Source organism: Streptomyces sp. NPDC002520, assembly GCF_053595235.1.
The window spans coordinates 1-16,703 of record NZ_JBSFXG010000074.1 but is presented as its reverse complement, the minus strand read 5'-3'; the positions used below and the strand labels follow the sequence as shown (position 1 = coordinate 16,703).

At 68.3% G+C, this 16,703-nt stretch carries 12 protein-coding genes and 4 pseudogenes; 4 read left to right on the top strand and 12 right to left on the bottom strand.

Going from position 1 to position 16,703, the window contains the following annotated elements:
* Positions 1-69: 69 nt before the first annotated feature.
* The 5 genes and pseudogenes from ACWD5D_RS44220 to ACWD5D_RS44200 form a co-directional block, all read right to left on the bottom strand.
* Positions 70-774 (bottom strand): hypothetical protein, encoded by a 705-nt coding sequence (locus ACWD5D_RS44220; protein ID WP_451378408.1) that lies wholly within the window; start codon positions 772-774, stop codon positions 70-72.
* 157 nt (positions 775-931) lie between these two features.
* Complete coding sequence (locus ACWD5D_RS44215) at positions 932-1,807, bottom strand: hypothetical protein (RefSeq protein WP_451378407.1); 876 nt, start codon at positions 1,805-1,807, stop codon at positions 932-934.
* 96 nt (positions 1,808-1,903) lie between these two features.
* A complete protein-coding gene (locus ACWD5D_RS44210; RefSeq protein WP_451378406.1) occupies positions 1,904-2,575 on the bottom strand; it encodes a hypothetical protein in 672 nt (223 codons plus the stop codon).
* The gene (locus ACWD5D_RS44205; RefSeq protein ID WP_451378405.1) at positions 2,572-2,955 is read right to left on the bottom strand and encodes a hypothetical protein; all 384 of its coding nucleotides are present in this window, start codon (positions 2,953-2,955) and stop codon (positions 2,572-2,574) included. The genes ACWD5D_RS44210 and ACWD5D_RS44205 overlap by 4 nt, the downstream gene beginning before the upstream one ends.
* 332 nt (positions 2,956-3,287) lie before the next feature.
* Positions 3,288-3,590: pseudogene (locus ACWD5D_RS44200) on the bottom strand (integrase core domain-containing protein); the annotation flags it as partial.
* A gap of 27 nt (positions 3,591-3,617) precedes the next feature.
* Here ACWD5D_RS44200 and ACWD5D_RS44195 point away from each other — a divergent pair.
* Together ACWD5D_RS44195 and ACWD5D_RS44190 are read left to right on the top strand one after the other, a co-directional pair.
* Positions 3,618-4,292, top strand: a complete 675-nt coding sequence (locus tag ACWD5D_RS44195; RefSeq protein WP_451378404.1) for a hypothetical protein — start codon at positions 3,618-3,620, stop codon at positions 4,290-4,292.
* 134 nt (positions 4,293-4,426) lie between these two features.
* Entirely contained in the window at positions 4,427-5,818 is a 1,392-nt protein-coding gene (locus ACWD5D_RS44190; protein WP_451378403.1) for a metallophosphoesterase family protein, read from the top strand.
* Between the two features lie 1,366 nt (positions 5,819-7,184).
* On the opposite strand, the gene ACWD5D_RS44185 is transcribed toward ACWD5D_RS44190, so the two are convergent.
* Entirely contained in the window at positions 7,185-9,920 is a 2,736-nt protein-coding gene (locus ACWD5D_RS44185; protein ID WP_451378411.1) for an AAA family ATPase, read from the bottom strand.
* Between the two features lie 583 nt (positions 9,921-10,503).
* Here ACWD5D_RS44185 and ACWD5D_RS44180 point away from each other — a divergent pair.
* Positions 10,504-10,775: pseudogene (locus tag ACWD5D_RS44180) on the top strand (IS1380 family transposase); the annotation flags it as partial.
* Between the two features lie 120 nt (positions 10,776-10,895).
* Positions 10,896-11,780, top strand: a complete 885-nt coding sequence (locus tag ACWD5D_RS44175; protein WP_451378410.1) for an IS701 family transposase — start codon at positions 10,896-10,898, stop codon at positions 11,778-11,780.
* On the opposite strand, the gene ACWD5D_RS44170 is transcribed toward ACWD5D_RS44175, so the two are convergent.
* The 6 genes and pseudogenes from ACWD5D_RS44170 to ACWD5D_RS44145 form a co-directional block, all read right to left on the bottom strand.
* A complete protein-coding gene (locus ACWD5D_RS44170; protein ID WP_451378409.1) occupies positions 11,686-12,129 on the bottom strand; it encodes a transposase in 444 nt (147 codons plus the stop codon). The two genes, ACWD5D_RS44175 and ACWD5D_RS44170, sit on opposite strands and share 95 nt — an antisense overlap.
* Positions 12,126-12,551, bottom strand: a complete 426-nt coding sequence (locus ACWD5D_RS44165) for an IS5 family transposase (RefSeq protein WP_451378402.1) — start codon at positions 12,549-12,551, stop codon at positions 12,126-12,128. Before ACWD5D_RS44165 ends, ACWD5D_RS44170 begins: the two co-directional genes overlap by 4 nt.
* 176 nt (positions 12,552-12,727) lie before the next feature.
* Complete coding sequence (locus ACWD5D_RS44160; protein WP_451378401.1) at positions 12,728-13,825, bottom strand: PP2C family protein-serine/threonine phosphatase; 1,098 nt, start codon at positions 13,823-13,825, stop codon at positions 12,728-12,730.
* A gap of 180 nt (positions 13,826-14,005) precedes the next feature.
* Positions 14,006-14,410, bottom strand: a pseudogene (locus tag ACWD5D_RS44155) (ATP-binding protein); the annotation flags it as partial.
* A pseudogene (locus tag ACWD5D_RS44150) lies at positions 14,405-15,846 on the bottom strand (CpaF family protein); the annotation flags it as partial. The pseudogenes ACWD5D_RS44150 and ACWD5D_RS44155, both read right to left, overlap by 6 nt.
* A complete protein-coding gene (locus ACWD5D_RS44145) occupies positions 15,836-16,564 on the bottom strand; it encodes a hypothetical protein (RefSeq protein ID WP_451378400.1) in 729 nt (242 codons plus the stop codon). The pseudogene ACWD5D_RS44150 and the gene ACWD5D_RS44145, both read right to left, overlap by 11 nt.
* Positions 16,565-16,703 lie beyond the last annotated feature (139 nt).

The following is a 16,703-nucleotide window of genomic DNA, read 5'->3' as shown; positions in this document are numbered from 1 at the left end:
AACGAGCTTCGCTACTCGGAGAGTTGCGCGATGGCCGCCCCATGACCAGGGGCTATGCGTTGATCGCTGTTACACCACTCGGCGGGACACCATCCGCAGCAGACCATCGCTGTACGCATCGCCTGCAGCGAAGTCGATTTCGGCAAGCATGGCGCGTGCAGCCTCTGTGGGAAGCGGACCATCCAGGTGGAGCAGAAGCATCTGTCGGCCAAAAGCGCCGGTTGCCCGCGACAGGAGTTCTCCGATTCGGCCGGTCGGCGCCAAGGGCCATTCGCTGGCGGCGATGGCGGCCGTTCGCGAGTCCGCGTCGTCGAGCATCCTGGCCCGCACATCGTCCGGCAGGTGACGGTTGAAGGCCAGCGCGCGGCGGACTTTCGGGTCCGGGTCACGGGCCAGTAGTTCGTAGACATCGCGCGGCAGCGGGTCCGGGATTCGGGGCCCGTGTACACCGACTGTGGTGAAGTACTCCGGCCCTTCAGCCAGCCGGCCTCGCACCCGTGGGTCGGCGTCGCCGGCGAGGACGACCTGCACCGAAGGCGGGAGGTTCGGGTTCGAGGCGAGATGCGACCGCACGGTCACATCACGGTCGGTGGCAAGCGCCGCTGCAGCGTCCGTGGGCAGGCCGCGCCGCTGGGCCAACCTGGACCGGTCGATGTTCGCCGCCGTCAGGCGAGTGAGGACCTCCGGTGGTGCAGACGGATTGCCGGCCAGGCCGAGCAGCAGCCTCTCCAGGACCGGTTGCGCAATGGCGGGAAGTTCGAAGGAAGCGGACACTGCCCTATGGTGCAAGGTCCCCTGCTGGTGCTCTCGTGACCTCTGCGCGTCCGTCGCAGCAAGACGACTCGGTCGTGTTCGTGCCCAGGCCGCCCACCTCCCGCTCTCTGTTGCTGAGCGTGCCGCCTGCACCAACCACCGAACGCTTCGGTGGGTCTCAGGCCCGCGGGGGTGCCAGCCACCGTTCTGCGCGGCCCTGTTTGTCGGAGTCTCCAGAGCGGCAGGCGTGCGCCAGCAGTCGGGCGCGCAGCGGTTCGGGCAGGCCGGCGACGTCCTGCTTCTGGCGTGGGCGGGTCTTCCAGCCCACCAGATGCCGCACGGCCCCGGCGTCGTGCCGCTCCTCGGCCCGCGGGTCGGCCAGGGCGGCTAGCAGGTCGGCGATCGGCACCCTGCCGAGCAGTGCGCCAGGCACGCCCTCGTGGACGGGGTAGCCGGAGGAGCGCCCGCTGCCGGAGCCGTACCAGTCGAGCAGGGCCAGCACTCGCTCCACCGGGTCGGGGAACGTCAGCTGCAGTTGGTCCGTGAGTTCCGCGAGCAATTCGGGGGAGGGCCTGTCGCCGGTGCGGGAGAGGTCGAGGATTCGGTCGGCGGTCCCTGCCAACCCGGCGGGCATGGCGGCCAGCCAGTTGCGCTCCTCTTCGGTTCTTTCCTCCGCTCGCTGTCGGTCGGCTTCGAACTGCTGCATGGGGCCGGGCATGCCGTGCCCGTCCAGCCACGCCAGAAGCAGGCGGCCGTCAGCGAGAACGGCGTCGCTCTCCCACTGTTCCCACCTCAGCGTCACCCCGTGGTGCAGGACGACGACTGCAAGCTGCTCGCCGTCCCGGCCGAACAACTCGAAGCGGACGTCCCCGCCGCACATGCAGTGGAACCCGGGCAGTGACTCCACCGCCATAGCCGTCCTGAGCTGGGCCGACTCCGCCGGATCGGAGAGGTCCACCTGGATCTCTCCGTTCACCCCGAACCCGCTCACCGAGCTCACCTGGACCACGCGCGCCCGCTGCAGCACGCTGTCCAGCGCTGGCGTCCCGTACATCAACCGGTCCCTCCCCGCCCGGGCCACAGGTGCGCAGCCCGCCAGATTCCACCGCAGCTCCGGCTGCCTCGCAACCCGGTTCTTTACGCCCGTACTTCAGCTCGCACGCCGACAGGCGGATCCTTCCGAGGTGAAGATGAAGCCGTCCGTGAACAGGAGGGTGTCGCTGTCCCGGAAGGCCCAGAGGATGGGTTCGGCATGGACGGAGGCCGACCGACGGGGTTGGGCTCGGGACGAAGCTGTTCCAGAGGTGGAAGCAGAGCAGGCCGTCATCAGGGCGGTCGGTCGCGTAGGACAGCGTCTTGGGGTAGTTCGGGTTGTTCCCCCGAAGAGGACCGAGGGCAGACCGAACGCCGTGACGATGTCGCTGAGGAGGCGGTCCTTGCGGCACCAGGTCGCGCTGACACGACGGATCACGTCGTGCTCGGCCGAGGTGAGGGTCCGGTCGAGTCGCAGCCATCCTTGACGGTGTGCGATCTCGGCGTATACCGAGGCCACGCTGCCCTCGTGTGCATCACCCCAGAGATCGACGAAGGCTCCAGCCACTCCAGTTGCAGACAACGCTCTCCGGGTTCGGAGACCCTCCAGTTCCTTCTGCCACGCCTGCTCGGCGGCGTCCGCGAACGCTACGGCGTCGAGGAAGAGCCTGATTGCCAACTCGCCGCCATACATTCCCGGGCGACGCAGGGCGTCATTCAAGCGCGTGACCAGGTAATCGAGCACTTCTTGGATTGTGTGCTCAGCGTTGCGGCCGGTCGCGTCGGTCATCGTCTGCCTTCCTCTTGGTCCTCGGTGCGTGCCGCCAGGTACTCGGCCCAGTCGCGCCTGGCGTAGGCGACCCAGCGGATCGCGGTGTGGCGGTGCATATCGGTCAAGTCGGCGAGGATCGGGCTGGGGAGGTCGGCGGCGAGCGCGGCCAGCGCGGAGTTGCGGGCCGCGCGAACCGAGATTCCGTGCCGGTTGAGCTTCTGCTTCATGGCGTGGGTCGAAATGGGCTTCCCCGGGACCAGGACCGGGAACAACAGCCGGGGACCTGGGGTGGCCTGTGCGAACAGAGACCGCGAGCCGGGCAGAGGCTCCTCCGCCAGTTGGTGCAGCAGCCCGGCCAGTCGTGGGGGCAGCAGGACGGGGTGACGGCCGAGCACCAAGTGTGTGTGCTAGCCGCCAGTCCGCAGGTGGTCGAGCGCCAGATTGCAGAGCCGCTCTGCGGACGGACCGACGAGCAGGATGATCGCGACAGTCGCTCGGACGTCCAGGGCCAGGGTGCCGTCAGTAAGACAGCGCTGGAGGAGGCGTCATCGGTCGTCCTCGTCGAGCAGGGCGTGGGGTTCTTGCTGCGGGATAGAGGGGACGGTGAGCTGGCGGCTCGCGGTCCAGCTCAGGACGTAGCGGATCAGGTAGCGCCGTTGGCTCAAGCCGCCGGTGATCCAGTCGTCGACGTGCTCTTGGGCGAGGTCTTCGAGTGCCAGTTGCTGATGGCCTAGGAGTACTGACCCGTGAGGTTGGGGACGCGGCTGGCGGGTGGTTGGCCCTTGAGTGCGGTGTGTCCGCGGTGGTGATTGTAGGTGTGCAGCCAGGCCGGGTAGGCGGCACGTCTGTCGGCCTCGGTCCGGTAGGGCCGTGCGTAGGCCCATTCGTCCAGGAGGGTGCGATTGAACCTCTCGACCTTCCCGTTGGTCTGGGGCCGGTAGGGGCGAGTCCGTTTGTGTGAAATGCCCTGAGTGGTAAGGGAGTTGCGCCAAAGGTGGCTCTTGTAGCAGGAGCCGTTGTCGGTCAGGACGCGTGGGGATCCAGGGCACGGTCACTCACCGTGTACACACCGCTATGGGGGCCGGGGCCGCGGACCGCCATCCATACGTCCGGGCCGTTCACGGAGGTGGTCGTCAAGGACGGAAGGGTCAGCGCCGTCGGCGGCGAGATCACCGACACCCTCGTGCCGGAGGGCGGGCTCATCGTCGTAGGGCAGGGTGTTGCCGCAGCGCGGCTTGCCGCCGCGCGGATCGGGGACGAGGTCAGTGTCTCCTTCGAACCCCGTTCCGACTCGCCTGCCGCACTGCGGATGGCCCTGGGCAGCAACGCGGTCCTGGTCAAGGACGGCACGGCGGTCGACTTCCCGCCCGGCGCCTCCGTGCTGGTCGGTCTCACCGGGTTCGACGCCGACGGCTTCGACGCCCCGGTGGCGGCCGGCGATGTCGCCGTCGGCCACGACGCGGCGGTCGTCGACGTGAAGGCGGAGCCGGACGGCCGTGTGACTGTCACCGGTGGCGCGGACGCCCACGGGAAGGCGAGCATCGTCACGGCGACCGTGGACGGCGTCACGGCCAGGCTGCCGGTGACGGTCGGGCTCGCGGACGTCCCACTCGCCGAGTTCGAGCCCGGCGCGGAGAACTGGACCGCGCTGGCCTCACGTGGCACCGCCCTCGTCGACCTCGTCGCGGCCGACGACCGCCGGGCGCAGTCGCCGGCAATCACGCGCTGCGTCTGACCTACGACTTCACCGGACAGTCCAGCACGTCGGCCGCGTACGCGGTCCTGGACACCCCGATCACGCTGCCCTCCGGCACCAGGCGGATCGCCCTGTGGGTCAAGGGAGACGGCCGGGGCCACTGGCTGCGCGCCATGCTCCGCTCGCAGGGCACCACCAATGTGCCGTTCACCTTTGCCCAGACGGTGGACTGGACGGGCTGGCGGCAGGTGGTCGGCGAGGTGCCCGACGGGTTCTCCACGCCGATCACGCTGCTGCGCCTGTACATAGCGGAGACCGCGCAGACCAACAAGAACGCGGGGGAGCTGGCGTTCGACGGGCTCGCAGCCCAGGTCGGTCAGGCACCGGCGAGTGCCGACGCGCCGCAGCCCGACCCGTATGTGGTGGAGCAGGACGGGCTGCCGCAGGGGCGATGGCACTTCGCCGTCCTGTCCGATCTGCACGTCAACGCCGCGGCCGGTGCCGACTCCTTCTCGGCGCGCCAGGCGGCCCTGGCACTGCGGCAGGTCGTCGCCGCGCAGCCGGAGTTCATCCTCATCAACGGTGACTTCGTCGACGACAACGGGGCCGGAGACTTCGAGCTCGCCAACGGGCTGCTGCGTCAGTACGTACCCGAGGAACTGCCCGTCTACTGGACACCCGGCAACCACGAGGCGGGCCTGTCGGCGACGGGCGGCCTGGACGCCTTCACCGCCGCGACCGGGCGGCCCAACAAGCAGGTCTTCGACCACAAGGGCACCCGGTTCATTCTGCTCGACTCGCACACCGGCGACATGCGCACCGCGGACTGGGACCAGGTCCCGCTGCTCGAGTCGGAGCTGGCGAAGGCCGCACACGACCGCGGCGTCACCGGTGTCGTGGTCTCCTTCCACCACCCGCTGCACGATCCGACGGGCGCCGAATCCTCCCAGCTGTCCGACCAGTTGGCGGCGGACCTGTTCCAGCGGTGGCTCGCCGACTTCCGGGAGACGTCCGGCAAGCCGATCGCCCTGTTCACCGGGCACGCGCACACCGCGTCGGTCAGCCGCGCCGACGGTGTCCTGAAGGTGACGACGCCGGCGGTCGGCAAGACTCCGTACAGCTCACCCGACCAGGGTGGCTTCTTCGGCTGGATGAACGTGGGCGTCGCGCCTCGCCCGGCCCGGATCCGGCGCGGCGAGTCCAGCCCAGCGACCCGCGACTGGCTGCTCGCGGAGAGCCGCCCGCTGATCGACGGCATCGAACTGGCGGCCCCCGCCCAGCTCGCCGCTGGCGCGTCGCAGACAGTCGCGGCGACGGGGGTCACCAGTGAGTTCGGTCTGCGTTTCCTGCTCCGCTTTCCGGCGAGCGTGACCTGGGCCGGCTCCGGGGGACTGGTCGTCGCCCGGTCCGCCGACGAGGCGAAGAAGGCCGCCCGCGGCCAACATACCCGCGCGGTCCTCGACCTGAGCAGCCACACGCTCACGGCCATCCGCACGGGCCAGGTCACGCTGACGGTCACGGCCGGCGACCAGTCGGACTCGGCAGACATCGAGCTGATCGGCTGAGACTTGCACGGCGTGGGGCCGCACCCCGGGTTCCTGGGATGCGGCCCCACGCCGGCGCGCGTGTCACTCTCCCGTGCTCCGACACGGTGAGGAGGGCTGCCGGACAACACCGACGGGTACCGCACAGTACGGTCCGGCGACCAGGGGAACCCGGGGTCGCCGGACCGCTCTGTATGCCCGGCTCCGGCATAGGGGCCCGGCAGGAGCATGGCCGCAGTGGCCGTCCGGCTCGCTACACAGACCCAGTGGGGGCATTGACGGCAAAGCGGTGGCTGACTCTGCAGAGGGCAGCGGCAGTTGTACCTGACGGGCCTGGCCCGGGACCGGTCCGGTCCGCAGTGGTGAAGGCGCCGACCAAGAGTCCGTGGGTGTCCCGGCCTGCGCGTCATCCTCGCGGCCCAGCGGTTCACCACCACGGGGGAGTGGGTGAGATGGTGATCCGGGAAGTGGCGGCGGCGCTGGTACGGCAGCGGGAGGGGACGGCCATGCCGGCCTCCGTCGTCGCCCCGGTGATCGGTGCGCCGTCGGGCAGCGCGCCGGAGTCGGCCTCGGCGAGGGCGTTGTCCGGCCGCTGCGCAGACCTGAGTGCGCGGCTGGCGCGCCGCCGGACTGCCCTATGGGCAGTTCCGGGTACCCCCCCGGACGCGCTCTACGCAACCCGCGTAGACGCGCGCATCATGGGGGTTCTCAGCCTGCACCACTCTCTGCGGCCCCCGCGTGGCCGCGCTTCGGCGCGCCGAGACCGGAACGCCTCTCCCGGCCGAGGAATTGCGCACGGCCAGGGCCCGCCGCTCGGTGCCCATGGTCGACTGAACCCCACCCGGCGCGGCGCTCGCTCAGAACCGGGAGCGGGCTCCGCGCCGGATCGAGCGGAGGTCTGATCGCCGGTGGGACTCGTCGGGAGGTGTGGCGCGCTACAAGGCTGCTTCCGGCACCACCACACGGCCCTGATCGGCCGTGGCAACGAGGGACGCCAGGAGCGCGCCTGGGCACGTGCCGTCGCCGGGAGAGACGGCGAAGGCTAGTTCACGTCGATGCCGACCAGGTGTCGCAGCGTGCACTCGCAGCTACGCGGAGGAGGCACAGCGCCAAGGCGACCGACTCGCCGATTGGATCGAAGTAGCCGGCGTCACCACCGAACTACCAAGCCTCCGCCACTTCGCTCCGCACCTCCTGCGCGACCCAGACGCCGTCACCGCCGGCCCCACCCTCCGCTGAAACTCCGGCGTCGTGTAGTGCCCTGTCAACAGGAATGACATGCTCGAGCGCCAAATGTTCGGCCGCGCAGGATTCGAACTCGTCCACAGGCGTGTTCTGTTGGCGAGACCGAGCGTCACCGGGCGTCACGAAGTGGACCAGAGTCCCGTCAAACGTTCGGCGATCTCGTCACGGTCAAAGCGTCGGCGATCTCCTTACGGGAGCTGATGCCGAGCTTTGTGAACACCTTGGCAAGGTGATATTCGACGGTACGAGGGCTGAGGTAGAGCTGTGCCGCGATCTCAGGGTTCGTGAGCCGCTCTGACGCCAAGCGGGCGATCTGCGCTTCTCGGGCGGTTAGTTCGGGAACCGAACCCATCATCCGCTTCTCCACGGTTCCGCCGGTGGCCAGAAGGCCGTTGCGGGCCCGCTCGGCAAAGCCCCGCGCTCCCATCGCCACGAAGGCGCTGTACGCCGCCTTCAACTGGACACTCGCATCGGCGTTTCGGTTCGCGCGGCGCAGCCATTCGCCGTAGTTCAGTTGGGCGCGAGCGTGAAGCACGACGACCCGCGAGCGCCCGAGCTGGTCGACGGCCTCCTGATGGAAAGTCTCCGCTACCGCATCGTCACTGAGCATCGCGTGTGCGGCGGCCTCGATACCGCGCGCCCATTCGGTGGTACTGGTCCGTGAACGCTCAGTCAGCCGGGAAAAGGCCGCTTCGGCAGCTTCCCGGTCACCGCTTCGTACAGCTGCTTCGATCAACTCGGGCAGTACCCAGACGCTGAACCCAAGTCCGTCGGGATCGTATGCACGTTCAGCGGCTGCCGCTCCTGCCGCGTACTCTCCCAGGCCGTTGTGTAGTACAGCTGCCGCCCACTCAGCGACTTCGACGGCAAAGCCCTCGCCGTGCGCCGTCCCCGCCTCGATCGCGGCCGTCCTCAGCTTTTCCGTCAGGGCCCTGTCTCCGCGCCACGCTGCGAGAAGGACGGAGAAGTCGGCGAGGGGGATGTTCCGAGTCGCGGCTGAGATTGCTTCGGCTTCCTGTACCAACTGCTCGGCGACGTTGATTTCGCCCAGGAACAGTTGGTGCGCTGCGGAGTAGTTGAGCGCGAGCGGAAGGATGGCCAGATTGCCACTCGCGCGCGCGACACGTCCCAGCTCGCTGGCGATCGCGTCGCATGCGCTGTCGTCCCATAGGTCCATGGCGAGCTGGCACGCCAGCCAGCACCAGGCGAGATTCTCGCGGGAGAACTCCTCGCCTCGAAATGCAGTGAGCGCCTGCGCAACCATGGGCAACGCGGGCTCGTAACCGCGCGTCAACCGCGCCACAACGCCCGCCAGCAACAGGTCGACCGCACGAGCCGGTGCTCCATGACCAAGCGCCATCGCCTCAGCAGCCTCTACGACTCCTTCGGCTTTTGTGAAACGGCCACTGCGGACCGCTGCCCAAAGGGCTTCGAGGTGGGTCTCGCGCGCCAGGTCTGGGTCGAGGGGTTCAAGGCGTCTCGCCGCAGCACTCAGCAGCGACGGCGTGTCGCTTCCTCGCGTGCGGGTGAAGGCAATCTGGGCACGCAGCAGGTCGATCCGCGCCTGGTCGATCTCCTCAAGCTGCTCCGCGGCAGCGTCGGCAAGAAGGTTTTCTGCTTGTTCGAGATCTCCTGCGCCAAGTTTCAGACCGGCTGCGGCCAGGGCGCGATGTCCGAACCGCGCAGGATCCGGGCTCATCTCGGCCGCGCGTTCCAGAAATGCCGCAGCCGCCGCCACGCCGCCGCGAGCACGAGCACGCGAAGCCGACCTTTCGAGCTCGGCGGCCACATCCTCATCCAGTCCAGCAACCGCCAAACTGCGATGCCAGGCGCATCGGTCAAAGTCAAGCTGTGGATCCGTCACTGAGGCGAGCGCCGCGTGGACTTGTCTACGGCGGTTCGCAGTGGCAGAGAAATACGCGGCTGAGCGTGCAAGCGGATGCCGGAAACGAATCCGTAGACCGCGTTCCACCAACCCGGCGTCCTGTGCAGGAAGCAGATCGGCTATGTTCGCACCCAACTGCTCGGCGGCCTCCGCGATCACGCGGGGATCGCCAACGGATTCCGCGGCTGCGATGAGGAGAAGATCCTGCGTTTCCGGCGGCAGTGCCTTGACACGACGCGCGAGGCTCTCTTCTATCCGGTTGGTCAGTCCTCCCACATCGAGCAGCCTGAAACCCCCGGCAAGCTCCGCCGGCGTCAGCCCTCGTGGAAGTTCCAGCAGCGCGAGTGGATTGCCCCGCGTCTCGGCGATGATCCGCTCGCGAACCTGCTCATCAAGCCCCCCGGGTACCCTGGCGTCCAGGAGCAGCCGCGCGTCCGGCGCCTCGAGCCCTTCAAGCCGAAGCTCGGCCAAGCCGTCCAGTTTGTGCTCGCTCTCGGGTTCACGAACGGCGAACACCATCATGATCCGCTCTGCCTTGAGACGACGGGCGACGAAGGCCAGCGCCAGGAGTGACTCCCGATCGAGCCATTGCGCATCGTCGACGAGGCACACCACCGGGCGCTCCTCCGCTGCCTGCGAGAGCAGGCTGAGGGCCGCCAAGCTGACGAGAAACGCCTCCGGCGCCGGCCCATCCATATGCCCGAAGGCGCGTCGAAGCGCATTGTGCTGCGGGACCGCGAGCTGCTCTGCATGCGTGATGACGAGGCCGGCCAACAACTGCAAGAGCGCGGCATACGCGAAGTCCATCTCGGCCTCGACGCCGCGAACACGTAGGAGCTGGCACCCCGACGCCTTCCTGGCAACGTAGTCGAGCAAGGCAGTCTTGCCAATGCCGACTTCCCCACGGATCACCAGCGCCGAGCTCTCGCCGTCACGTACGCGCTCGAGCAGTTGGTCGAGACCATGGCATTCCGAGGTCCTGCCCTGCAACATAGTCACAGCCCCCTCACGAATCGGGCAGCCGTTCGGAACCAGTGATGCGAAGGGCCACACAGTACCGCTCCAGCATCGCCACAGGTCGCGGTGCCTACAGCGCCCAGCATTGATCCGTGGAGTATGCCTTTCTGAAGCGAGGAAATTAGATCACATCAGCTCGAACAGCCAGCCTTGTGACGATGCGACTCGAACTCGCGGTCGACCGCCCCGGCAGGGCGTGCCCGCGGTGCTGTGGCAGGCCAGTGCGTCCCCGCTCATCACACCGCTGACCGCATCTCGATCCGCGATGCGGCGAACCGTCACCCCCTGCGGTCTACGACGAGGGGCCGCTGCCCTGGAACCCAGCCAGCATGATGGCCAGGGCCCAGCAAGGTTCCTCCCGTACGGCAGGTCGCAATCGAGCTCCACACCCGGAAATTTAGTGCCTTCCCACACGCACGGGGAAGGCTGCTCCAGCGTCGACGTGCAAAGGGAGTAAGGAGTGCGGATGCTGGTCTGTCGATGGTCGACCGTTGCAAGACGGGCAGTATGACCGTGTCCTGCATGGTCGGTTTGAGGAGCCTTTTGCGGCAGCAGAGTCGAGCCGGACGGCGAGATCCGCGACGCGCATGCGTCGGTGGACTCGGCGGCGACCGCCTGACCGGCTGGCCCAGAGGGATGCGGCTGGTCATCCGCAAAGAACGCCTGCACCCCGGCGCCCAGTTCCGCTTCACCGACGCCGACGGCATGTGGCTGACCTGCTTCGCCACCGACACCAAGAACGTCCCGATCGCCGCAGTCGAACTGCGCCACTGCCAGCGCGGGAGGGCCGAGGACCGCGTCCGCGCCGCCCGCGCCACCGGCCTGCGCAATAGGGCAGATGACTGCTCCAGCGTCAAACTCTCCTGCCTAGTAGGGCTTGGTCAGGTGGGCTGTGGTGGTGCGTGTCCTCCTGGCTTGGTGTGGCGTTGGGAGTGTGTGACTCCGGACTAGATTGCTGTGGTGTGTGGTGAGTTGGAGGCGTTCGCGGCTGAGGTGTTCGAGCCGTTCGCGCGCAATGACCAGCGCCGCTGGGGGCAGGTCTACCTGCGGGGGCTGCTGACCGACGGGCAGCGTAAGTCGGTCGAGCCGATGGCCGCACGGCTCGCTGAAGACGGGAACCGGCAGGCACTGGCCCATTTCATCACCACCAGCCCGTGGGACCCGGCCCACATCCGGGCAAAACTGGCCTGGCGGATGGAGGAGGCGATCGGACCAGAGGCCCTGGTCTTCGACGACACCGGATTCCTGAAGGACGGGACCGCCTCGGCGTGCGTGTCGCGGCAGTACACCGGCACCGCCGGCAAGGTCACCAATTGCCAGGTCGGCGTCTCACTCCACCTCGCCTCCGACCACGCCTCCGCGGCGGTCAACTGGCGGCTGTTCCTGCCCCAGACATGGGATCCCACCTCACCGAAGGCCGATCCGGGCAAGGTCACCCGACGTGCCGCCTGCGGCATCCCCGACGACGTCGGGCATGTGGAGAAGTGGCAGCTGGCCCTGGACATGCTCGACGAGACCCGCTCCTGGGGGATCGAGGTGCCGCTGGCCATCGCGGACGCCGGATACGGCGACGCTGCCGCGTTCCGCCACGGACTGCAGGCCCGCGGCCTGAACTACATCGTGGGAATCTCCAGCACGCTGTCGTGCCTGAGCCCGCCTGACCGTCCCTGCCCACCCCGCCCGCCAGAGGCCCAACCGGAACCGAACCTGTGGAAAAGCTGGGAAGACCAGCGGATACCACCTACCCACACCCGGCCCACCGGCACAGAACCCGACCGAAGCCCACCAGAAGATCACTTTCAAACCACGTCGGTGGATCGAGGTTTAGACGATTGATGCCGCACTCCACAGCGTGCCGCTTGCGGTAATCGGTCTTGTCGAACGTCGGAGGCCGGCCGCCGCGGGAGCCAAGCTTCTTGCGGTTTCGGATCTGGTCCTTCTTCTCCGGGATCGTGCACCGGATCCCACGTCGGCGCAGGTAGGCGCGGTTCCTCCGGGAGCCGTAAGCCTTATCCGCACGCACCTTGTCGGGCCGTGTTCGGGGACGGCCGAGCCCTTGCCGGGGGACTCGGATCCGCTCCAGGACCGGTTCGAACTGAGGGGAGTCCCCGCGCTGTCCGGCCGTGATCACGATTGACATGGGCTTCTGCCCCTGCTCGACCGCGAGATGGACCTTGGTGGTCAGCCCGCCTCGCGAGCGCCCGAGACCGTGGTCGTTCGGCTCGACCTCGACACCGCCGGGCGACTCCTTCTGAAGATCCCCCTTTTGACCGCCCCGGCAGCATGCTGATGAGCGCGGCACACCGTTGAGTCGACGCTGACATCCCAGGTGATCAGGCCATTCGCGTCGGCTTGGGCCTGGAGTTCGGTGAAGACGCGCTTCCAGGTGCCGTCCCGCTGACGGCGCCGGAATAGGTCGTAGACCCGATCCCACGGCCCGTACCGCTCGGGCACATCCCGCCAGGGTGTCCCGGCCCGTGTCCGCCATCGTATGCCGTCGATCAGCTGCCGCCTTGACCATATCGGCGGCCTGCCGGACTTCTTGCCTTTCGGCAACAACGGCTCCAGCCTGGCCCACTGCTCGTCCGTCAGATCTCCACGCGCCACCGCGCTTGATCATTTCACGACCAAGATCGACTTTCGCAACAGGCCCTAGTGCTGGGACCGGATAGGTTCACCGATTGCTGCTTCCTGGTGTGTGGCGCGCTTGGATGTCTGGGGATGTCCAAGCGTGGTGCGGCGCGGCGCGCACCGGGCCGCGCTGACCTCCATCGCACTCGGATTCATGGACTGGCTGGTCCACCGGCGCATCGGGTGATCGCGAGAATCGCCATGTCGTCATCGCGTGGACCGTCGGTCCAGCACTCGACATCGCGTACCAGGACCTCGACAACGTCGTCCGGCCGTTGGAACGGGCCGCGGCCGGCGAGTCGGCTCGCGGGTTCGTAGAAGGCCCCGTGACGATCCCGGGCTTCCGTCACTCCATCAGTGACCAGCAATAGCGTGCCGCCGACTGGGAGCGGCCAGGTGTCGGGTTCTGCCTGCGGCACGCCCAGGCCGCTCATGCCCAGCGGAAGACTTGGTTCGTCCGGATCCAGCGAGGACACCATGTCGTCTTGGAGGAGATACGGCGAGGGGTGGCCGCGGTTCAGCAGCCGCACGCAGTCCGCGCCCGGTGTGATCTCGCCGAGCAGCGCTGTGACGAACCCCTCCATTCGGAGGTCCTCCTCGCGCGACGAGGCCTCTTTGACCAGTGCGTGCTCCAGCCGCTCGGCGAGTACCACAAGGTCGGGTGCCTGGTCTGCCGCCTCCCGGAATGTGCCCAGTAGTACGGACACCGCGCCGACCGCGCCCAGTCCTTTGCCCCGTACATCCGCGATCAGCAGCCTGGTGCCGTAGGGCGTGGCCTGTACGGCGTATGCGTCTCCGCCGATCAATGCCTCGACCTGCGCAGCGTGGTAGACGGCGGCGATCGCCAACGGGCCCACACGCGTCGGGGGTGGGGGCAGTACGGCACGCTGGGCGGCCTCTGCGACGGAACGCATTGTTTCCAGGCGGCGCCCATGGCGAGCGACGACTCGGTTCACCCCGATGCCGACGAGCGCGGTGAACACTGCGCTGGTCAGTTCGAATGTACCGGCGACATGGCCGAAATAACCGACCTCGATCAACAGTGCCAGATCGACCAGGACGAGGGCCGCTCCGACCGCGATTGTGTGCCGCAACGAGAGCAGCGCCCCTGCCACCACGACAGCGGCGCCCAGCACGTAGTCGCCCCAAAAGTCGCGCGGAAAGTAGACGTTCCAGACGGTTCCGATAACGAGGAGGGCGCTTGGCGCGAACGAGACGTACCGTGGCCACGTCGTGGAGGGTTGCTTCATCCGCGCCCCGATTCCGCATCCGACTGGCCGATGACCGAATATTGACTATATGCACCTTCTCTGTGGAGGGTGCGGAGCGCATCGCCGCACTCGTACTTGGATGCCCTTTTCGCTGCGGATGCGGGCGCGTTCCTTGCGTTTGGCGGCGAGTACCGCGGGGTGGCGGGCGTTGGCGTCGCGCCGGTGCAGGGCGTGCTGGATCATCCACACGATCTCCGCCGGCCGGGCCGGGCGGGAGGCGATACCACCGGCGAGCGCGGCCTGAACCCGCGAGGCCTGCTCGCGGTAGGCGGTCACCTCGCGCCGTGCTACCGGTGCCGGGCGCATGCCCAGCATCGGCGCGATCTCGGACCACGCCGCGCCGAGCGACACCGATACCTGCAGGCCGCCTGTCTCGGTGGTCAGGGGCACGGCCAGCTACAGGGTGCGGCGGTGCATCTCCTGGTTGTCCAGCAGGCCCAGGGTGGCCTCGACGTTCTCCACCCACGGGTGCCGGCCTGCACCGGGTGCCTGCTCGGCCGGCTCGATGCCCTCGATCATCTTGAGGGCGATCTCACCCGGGTCCACCTGCGCGCACAGGCCGTATGCTGCTTGCAGCAGGCCTGAGTCGAAGCCGACGCGGCGCAGGTCGTCGATGCAGCCCGGGTCCATCCTCGGCACCGCCCGCAACTCCCCCACTCACGGCCGGGGGAGAACACCTCATTGGTCGCGGGCCGCCCGTTCTCACCGATCCCCGTCAGCTCCAGGACGTGGGAGACGTAGCGGTGGCGGCGGCCGCCGATCTGCGTCTCGTCCGTCATGTCGACGTACACGATGAAATCCAGACCGTTGGCCGTCTGCCGGTAGGCCAGCTGCTCGGACAGGTTCTGCTGGGCCAGCGCATACAGCTCGGCGATCCGGTCGAAGACGATGTCCGCACGACGCGCGTGGATCGTGCACAGGTTGCCGCCCGACCCGTTCGTCAGCGCCTGCATCATGGCCACGACCTCGGGGCCGCGGACCTCACCGACCACGATCCGCTCCAGCGACATCCGCAAAGCGGGATGCATCAAATCCAACAGCGTGACCTCACCGGCGCCGCGCCCGGTGACGTCCTTCTCTCCGTTGGACTCGCGCCCGACCAGGGACACGACCTGCTGGTGGTAGCCGTTGGCGTGGGCGAACAGCTCGTCCTCGGTCTGGATGGTCGCGAACCGGCACTCCGGGTCGAACTCCTTGAGCATCGCCCGCATCAGCGTGGTCTTCCCGGCCTTCTGCTTCCCCGCGATCATGATGTTCTTCTCCGCGCGCACCGCGGCGCCGAGGAAGGCGCGCAGGACCGGGTCGATGGTGCCCAACCGGACGAGGTCGTCGAGATCCGCGTGGGAAACCCGGTGGCGGCGGATGACCGCATACGTCATCGGTCCGAGCCCGGTGACGGCCTGCAGGCGGGAGCCGTCCTTGAGGGACAGGGCGAGGGTGGGGTTCGCGGTGGAGATGGTCCGCTCGCTGTGCCCCGACCCCCGCGCCAACTCCCGCAGCAGCTCCAGCAGCTCTTCCTCCGAGTCCGCGACCGGCCCGACTCGCCGGCGTTCACCGTCGCCGTAGTCGAGCCACACCTCCTGCGGGCCCTGGATGATGATGTCCTCGACCCGCTCATCATCCAGGTACGGCTGGAGCCGGCCGGCCCGAAACAGCAGGTCGTACACGGCACGCCGCAGCGCCTCGTCCTCCTGCGGCGACATCGCCTGCGCATCGGACCACAGCGCGACCGCCTCCGCGATCCACTTCAGACACCGCTGCTCCTCGCCGGCCCGGTCCATATCGGGCTTGGATTTCAGCAACTCCTCGCGCTGTTTGGCGACCTGGGACGCAATGTCCCTGGCCACCCGGTAGTCGACGATGAGTTGAGGAGCCGCCGTGCCGAGTACGTGCGTACTCGAGGCAGCACCGGCCGGCTCCGGCGTGCCGCTGTTCCGGTGCGCCCACTGCTGGGCTGGTGGGGCCACCGTGGGATCGGGGTGCAGAGGCCTAGCGTGCACGGGCCACCTCCCCGCCCGCCGCGCGCAGGCCACGCGGATTCAGGCGCGCCCGGCGCAGAGCAGCCCGCTGGAGCAGCAGCGTGCTGCCTGTGCGCGCGGCCTTCATCAGCGCCGACCTGGTGAAGTGCCGTGGCTGCTCGGCACCGTCGGACAGCACAAGGGCGTCCTTCGGCGCGTACGGAAGAGTGGCAACCACCGGCACCTGCAGAACACGCTGCACCTCACCCGCGGGATACGGACCCTCGTTGATCATCAGCACGCCGACGTCACCGACGCTCTCCTCCAGCGCCCGCACCCGGCTCTCCGCCGCCTGCAGGCAACGCAGGGTGTTGCGGACGACCACGAACGTGGCATCAGCCTGCTCGGCCAGGATCCCGGAAGGCCCCAAGGCCCCGCGGCGGCCGAGATCGATGAGGACGTCGTGGCCGCTCTCGGCCTCGATACCGCGGAACATCTGCGCGAGGATCTTCCAGACCTGGCCGAGGCTTGCCGACTGTGAGGGATCAGTGATGCCGGGCAGCAGCAGCCGGTCCCGTGGAGACTCCTGCATGCCGTCCTCGCTGCTCAGGTCGATCAGCTGTCGCCAGAAGGCGTCGCTGAACTCGCCTTTGCGGGCGGCGACCGAGAGGTTACGCAGCCCGTACCGGTCGCCGAGCGTTCCCTGCAGCAGCCCATGCAGCACGGCCCCGCCGTCCGGATCACACTCGGCCAGGATCATCCGCCGACCCGCCTCCAGCGGCCACGACAGAAGCAGCGCAAGAGCACTGAGCGTTGTTCAACCTGAATTCGCTGGTCATGGGGCTGGCGTGAGCGGGGGCTGAGGTGCTCGTGCCGGTCGGGGGCGTGATCGGTAGCAG

Bases quoted from the DNA above. Each gene is read 5' to 3' on its own strand.
- ACWD5D_RS44215 (WP_451378407.1), bottom strand. From the start codon at position 1,807: ATGTACGGGACGCCAGCGCTGGACAGCGTGCTGCAGCGGGCGCGCGTG.
- ACWD5D_RS44190 (WP_451378403.1), top strand. From the start codon at position 4,427: ATGCTCCGCTCGCAGGGCACCACCAATGTGCCGTTCACCTTTGCCCAG.
- ACWD5D_RS44160 (WP_451378401.1), bottom strand. From the start codon at position 13,825: ATGAAGCAACCCTCCACGACGTGGCCACGGTACGTCTCGTTCGCGCCA.
- ACWD5D_RS44185 (WP_451378411.1), bottom strand. From the start codon at position 9,920: ATGTTGCAGGGCAGGACCTCGGAATGCCATGGTCTCGACCAACTGCTC.
- ACWD5D_RS44145 (WP_451378400.1), bottom strand. From the start codon at position 16,564: ATGATCCTGGCCGAGTGTGATCCGGACGGCGGGGCCGTGCTGCATGGG.
- ACWD5D_RS44210 (WP_451378406.1), bottom strand. From the start codon at position 2,575: ATGACCGACGCGACCGGCCGCAACGCTGAGCACACAATCCAAGAAGTG.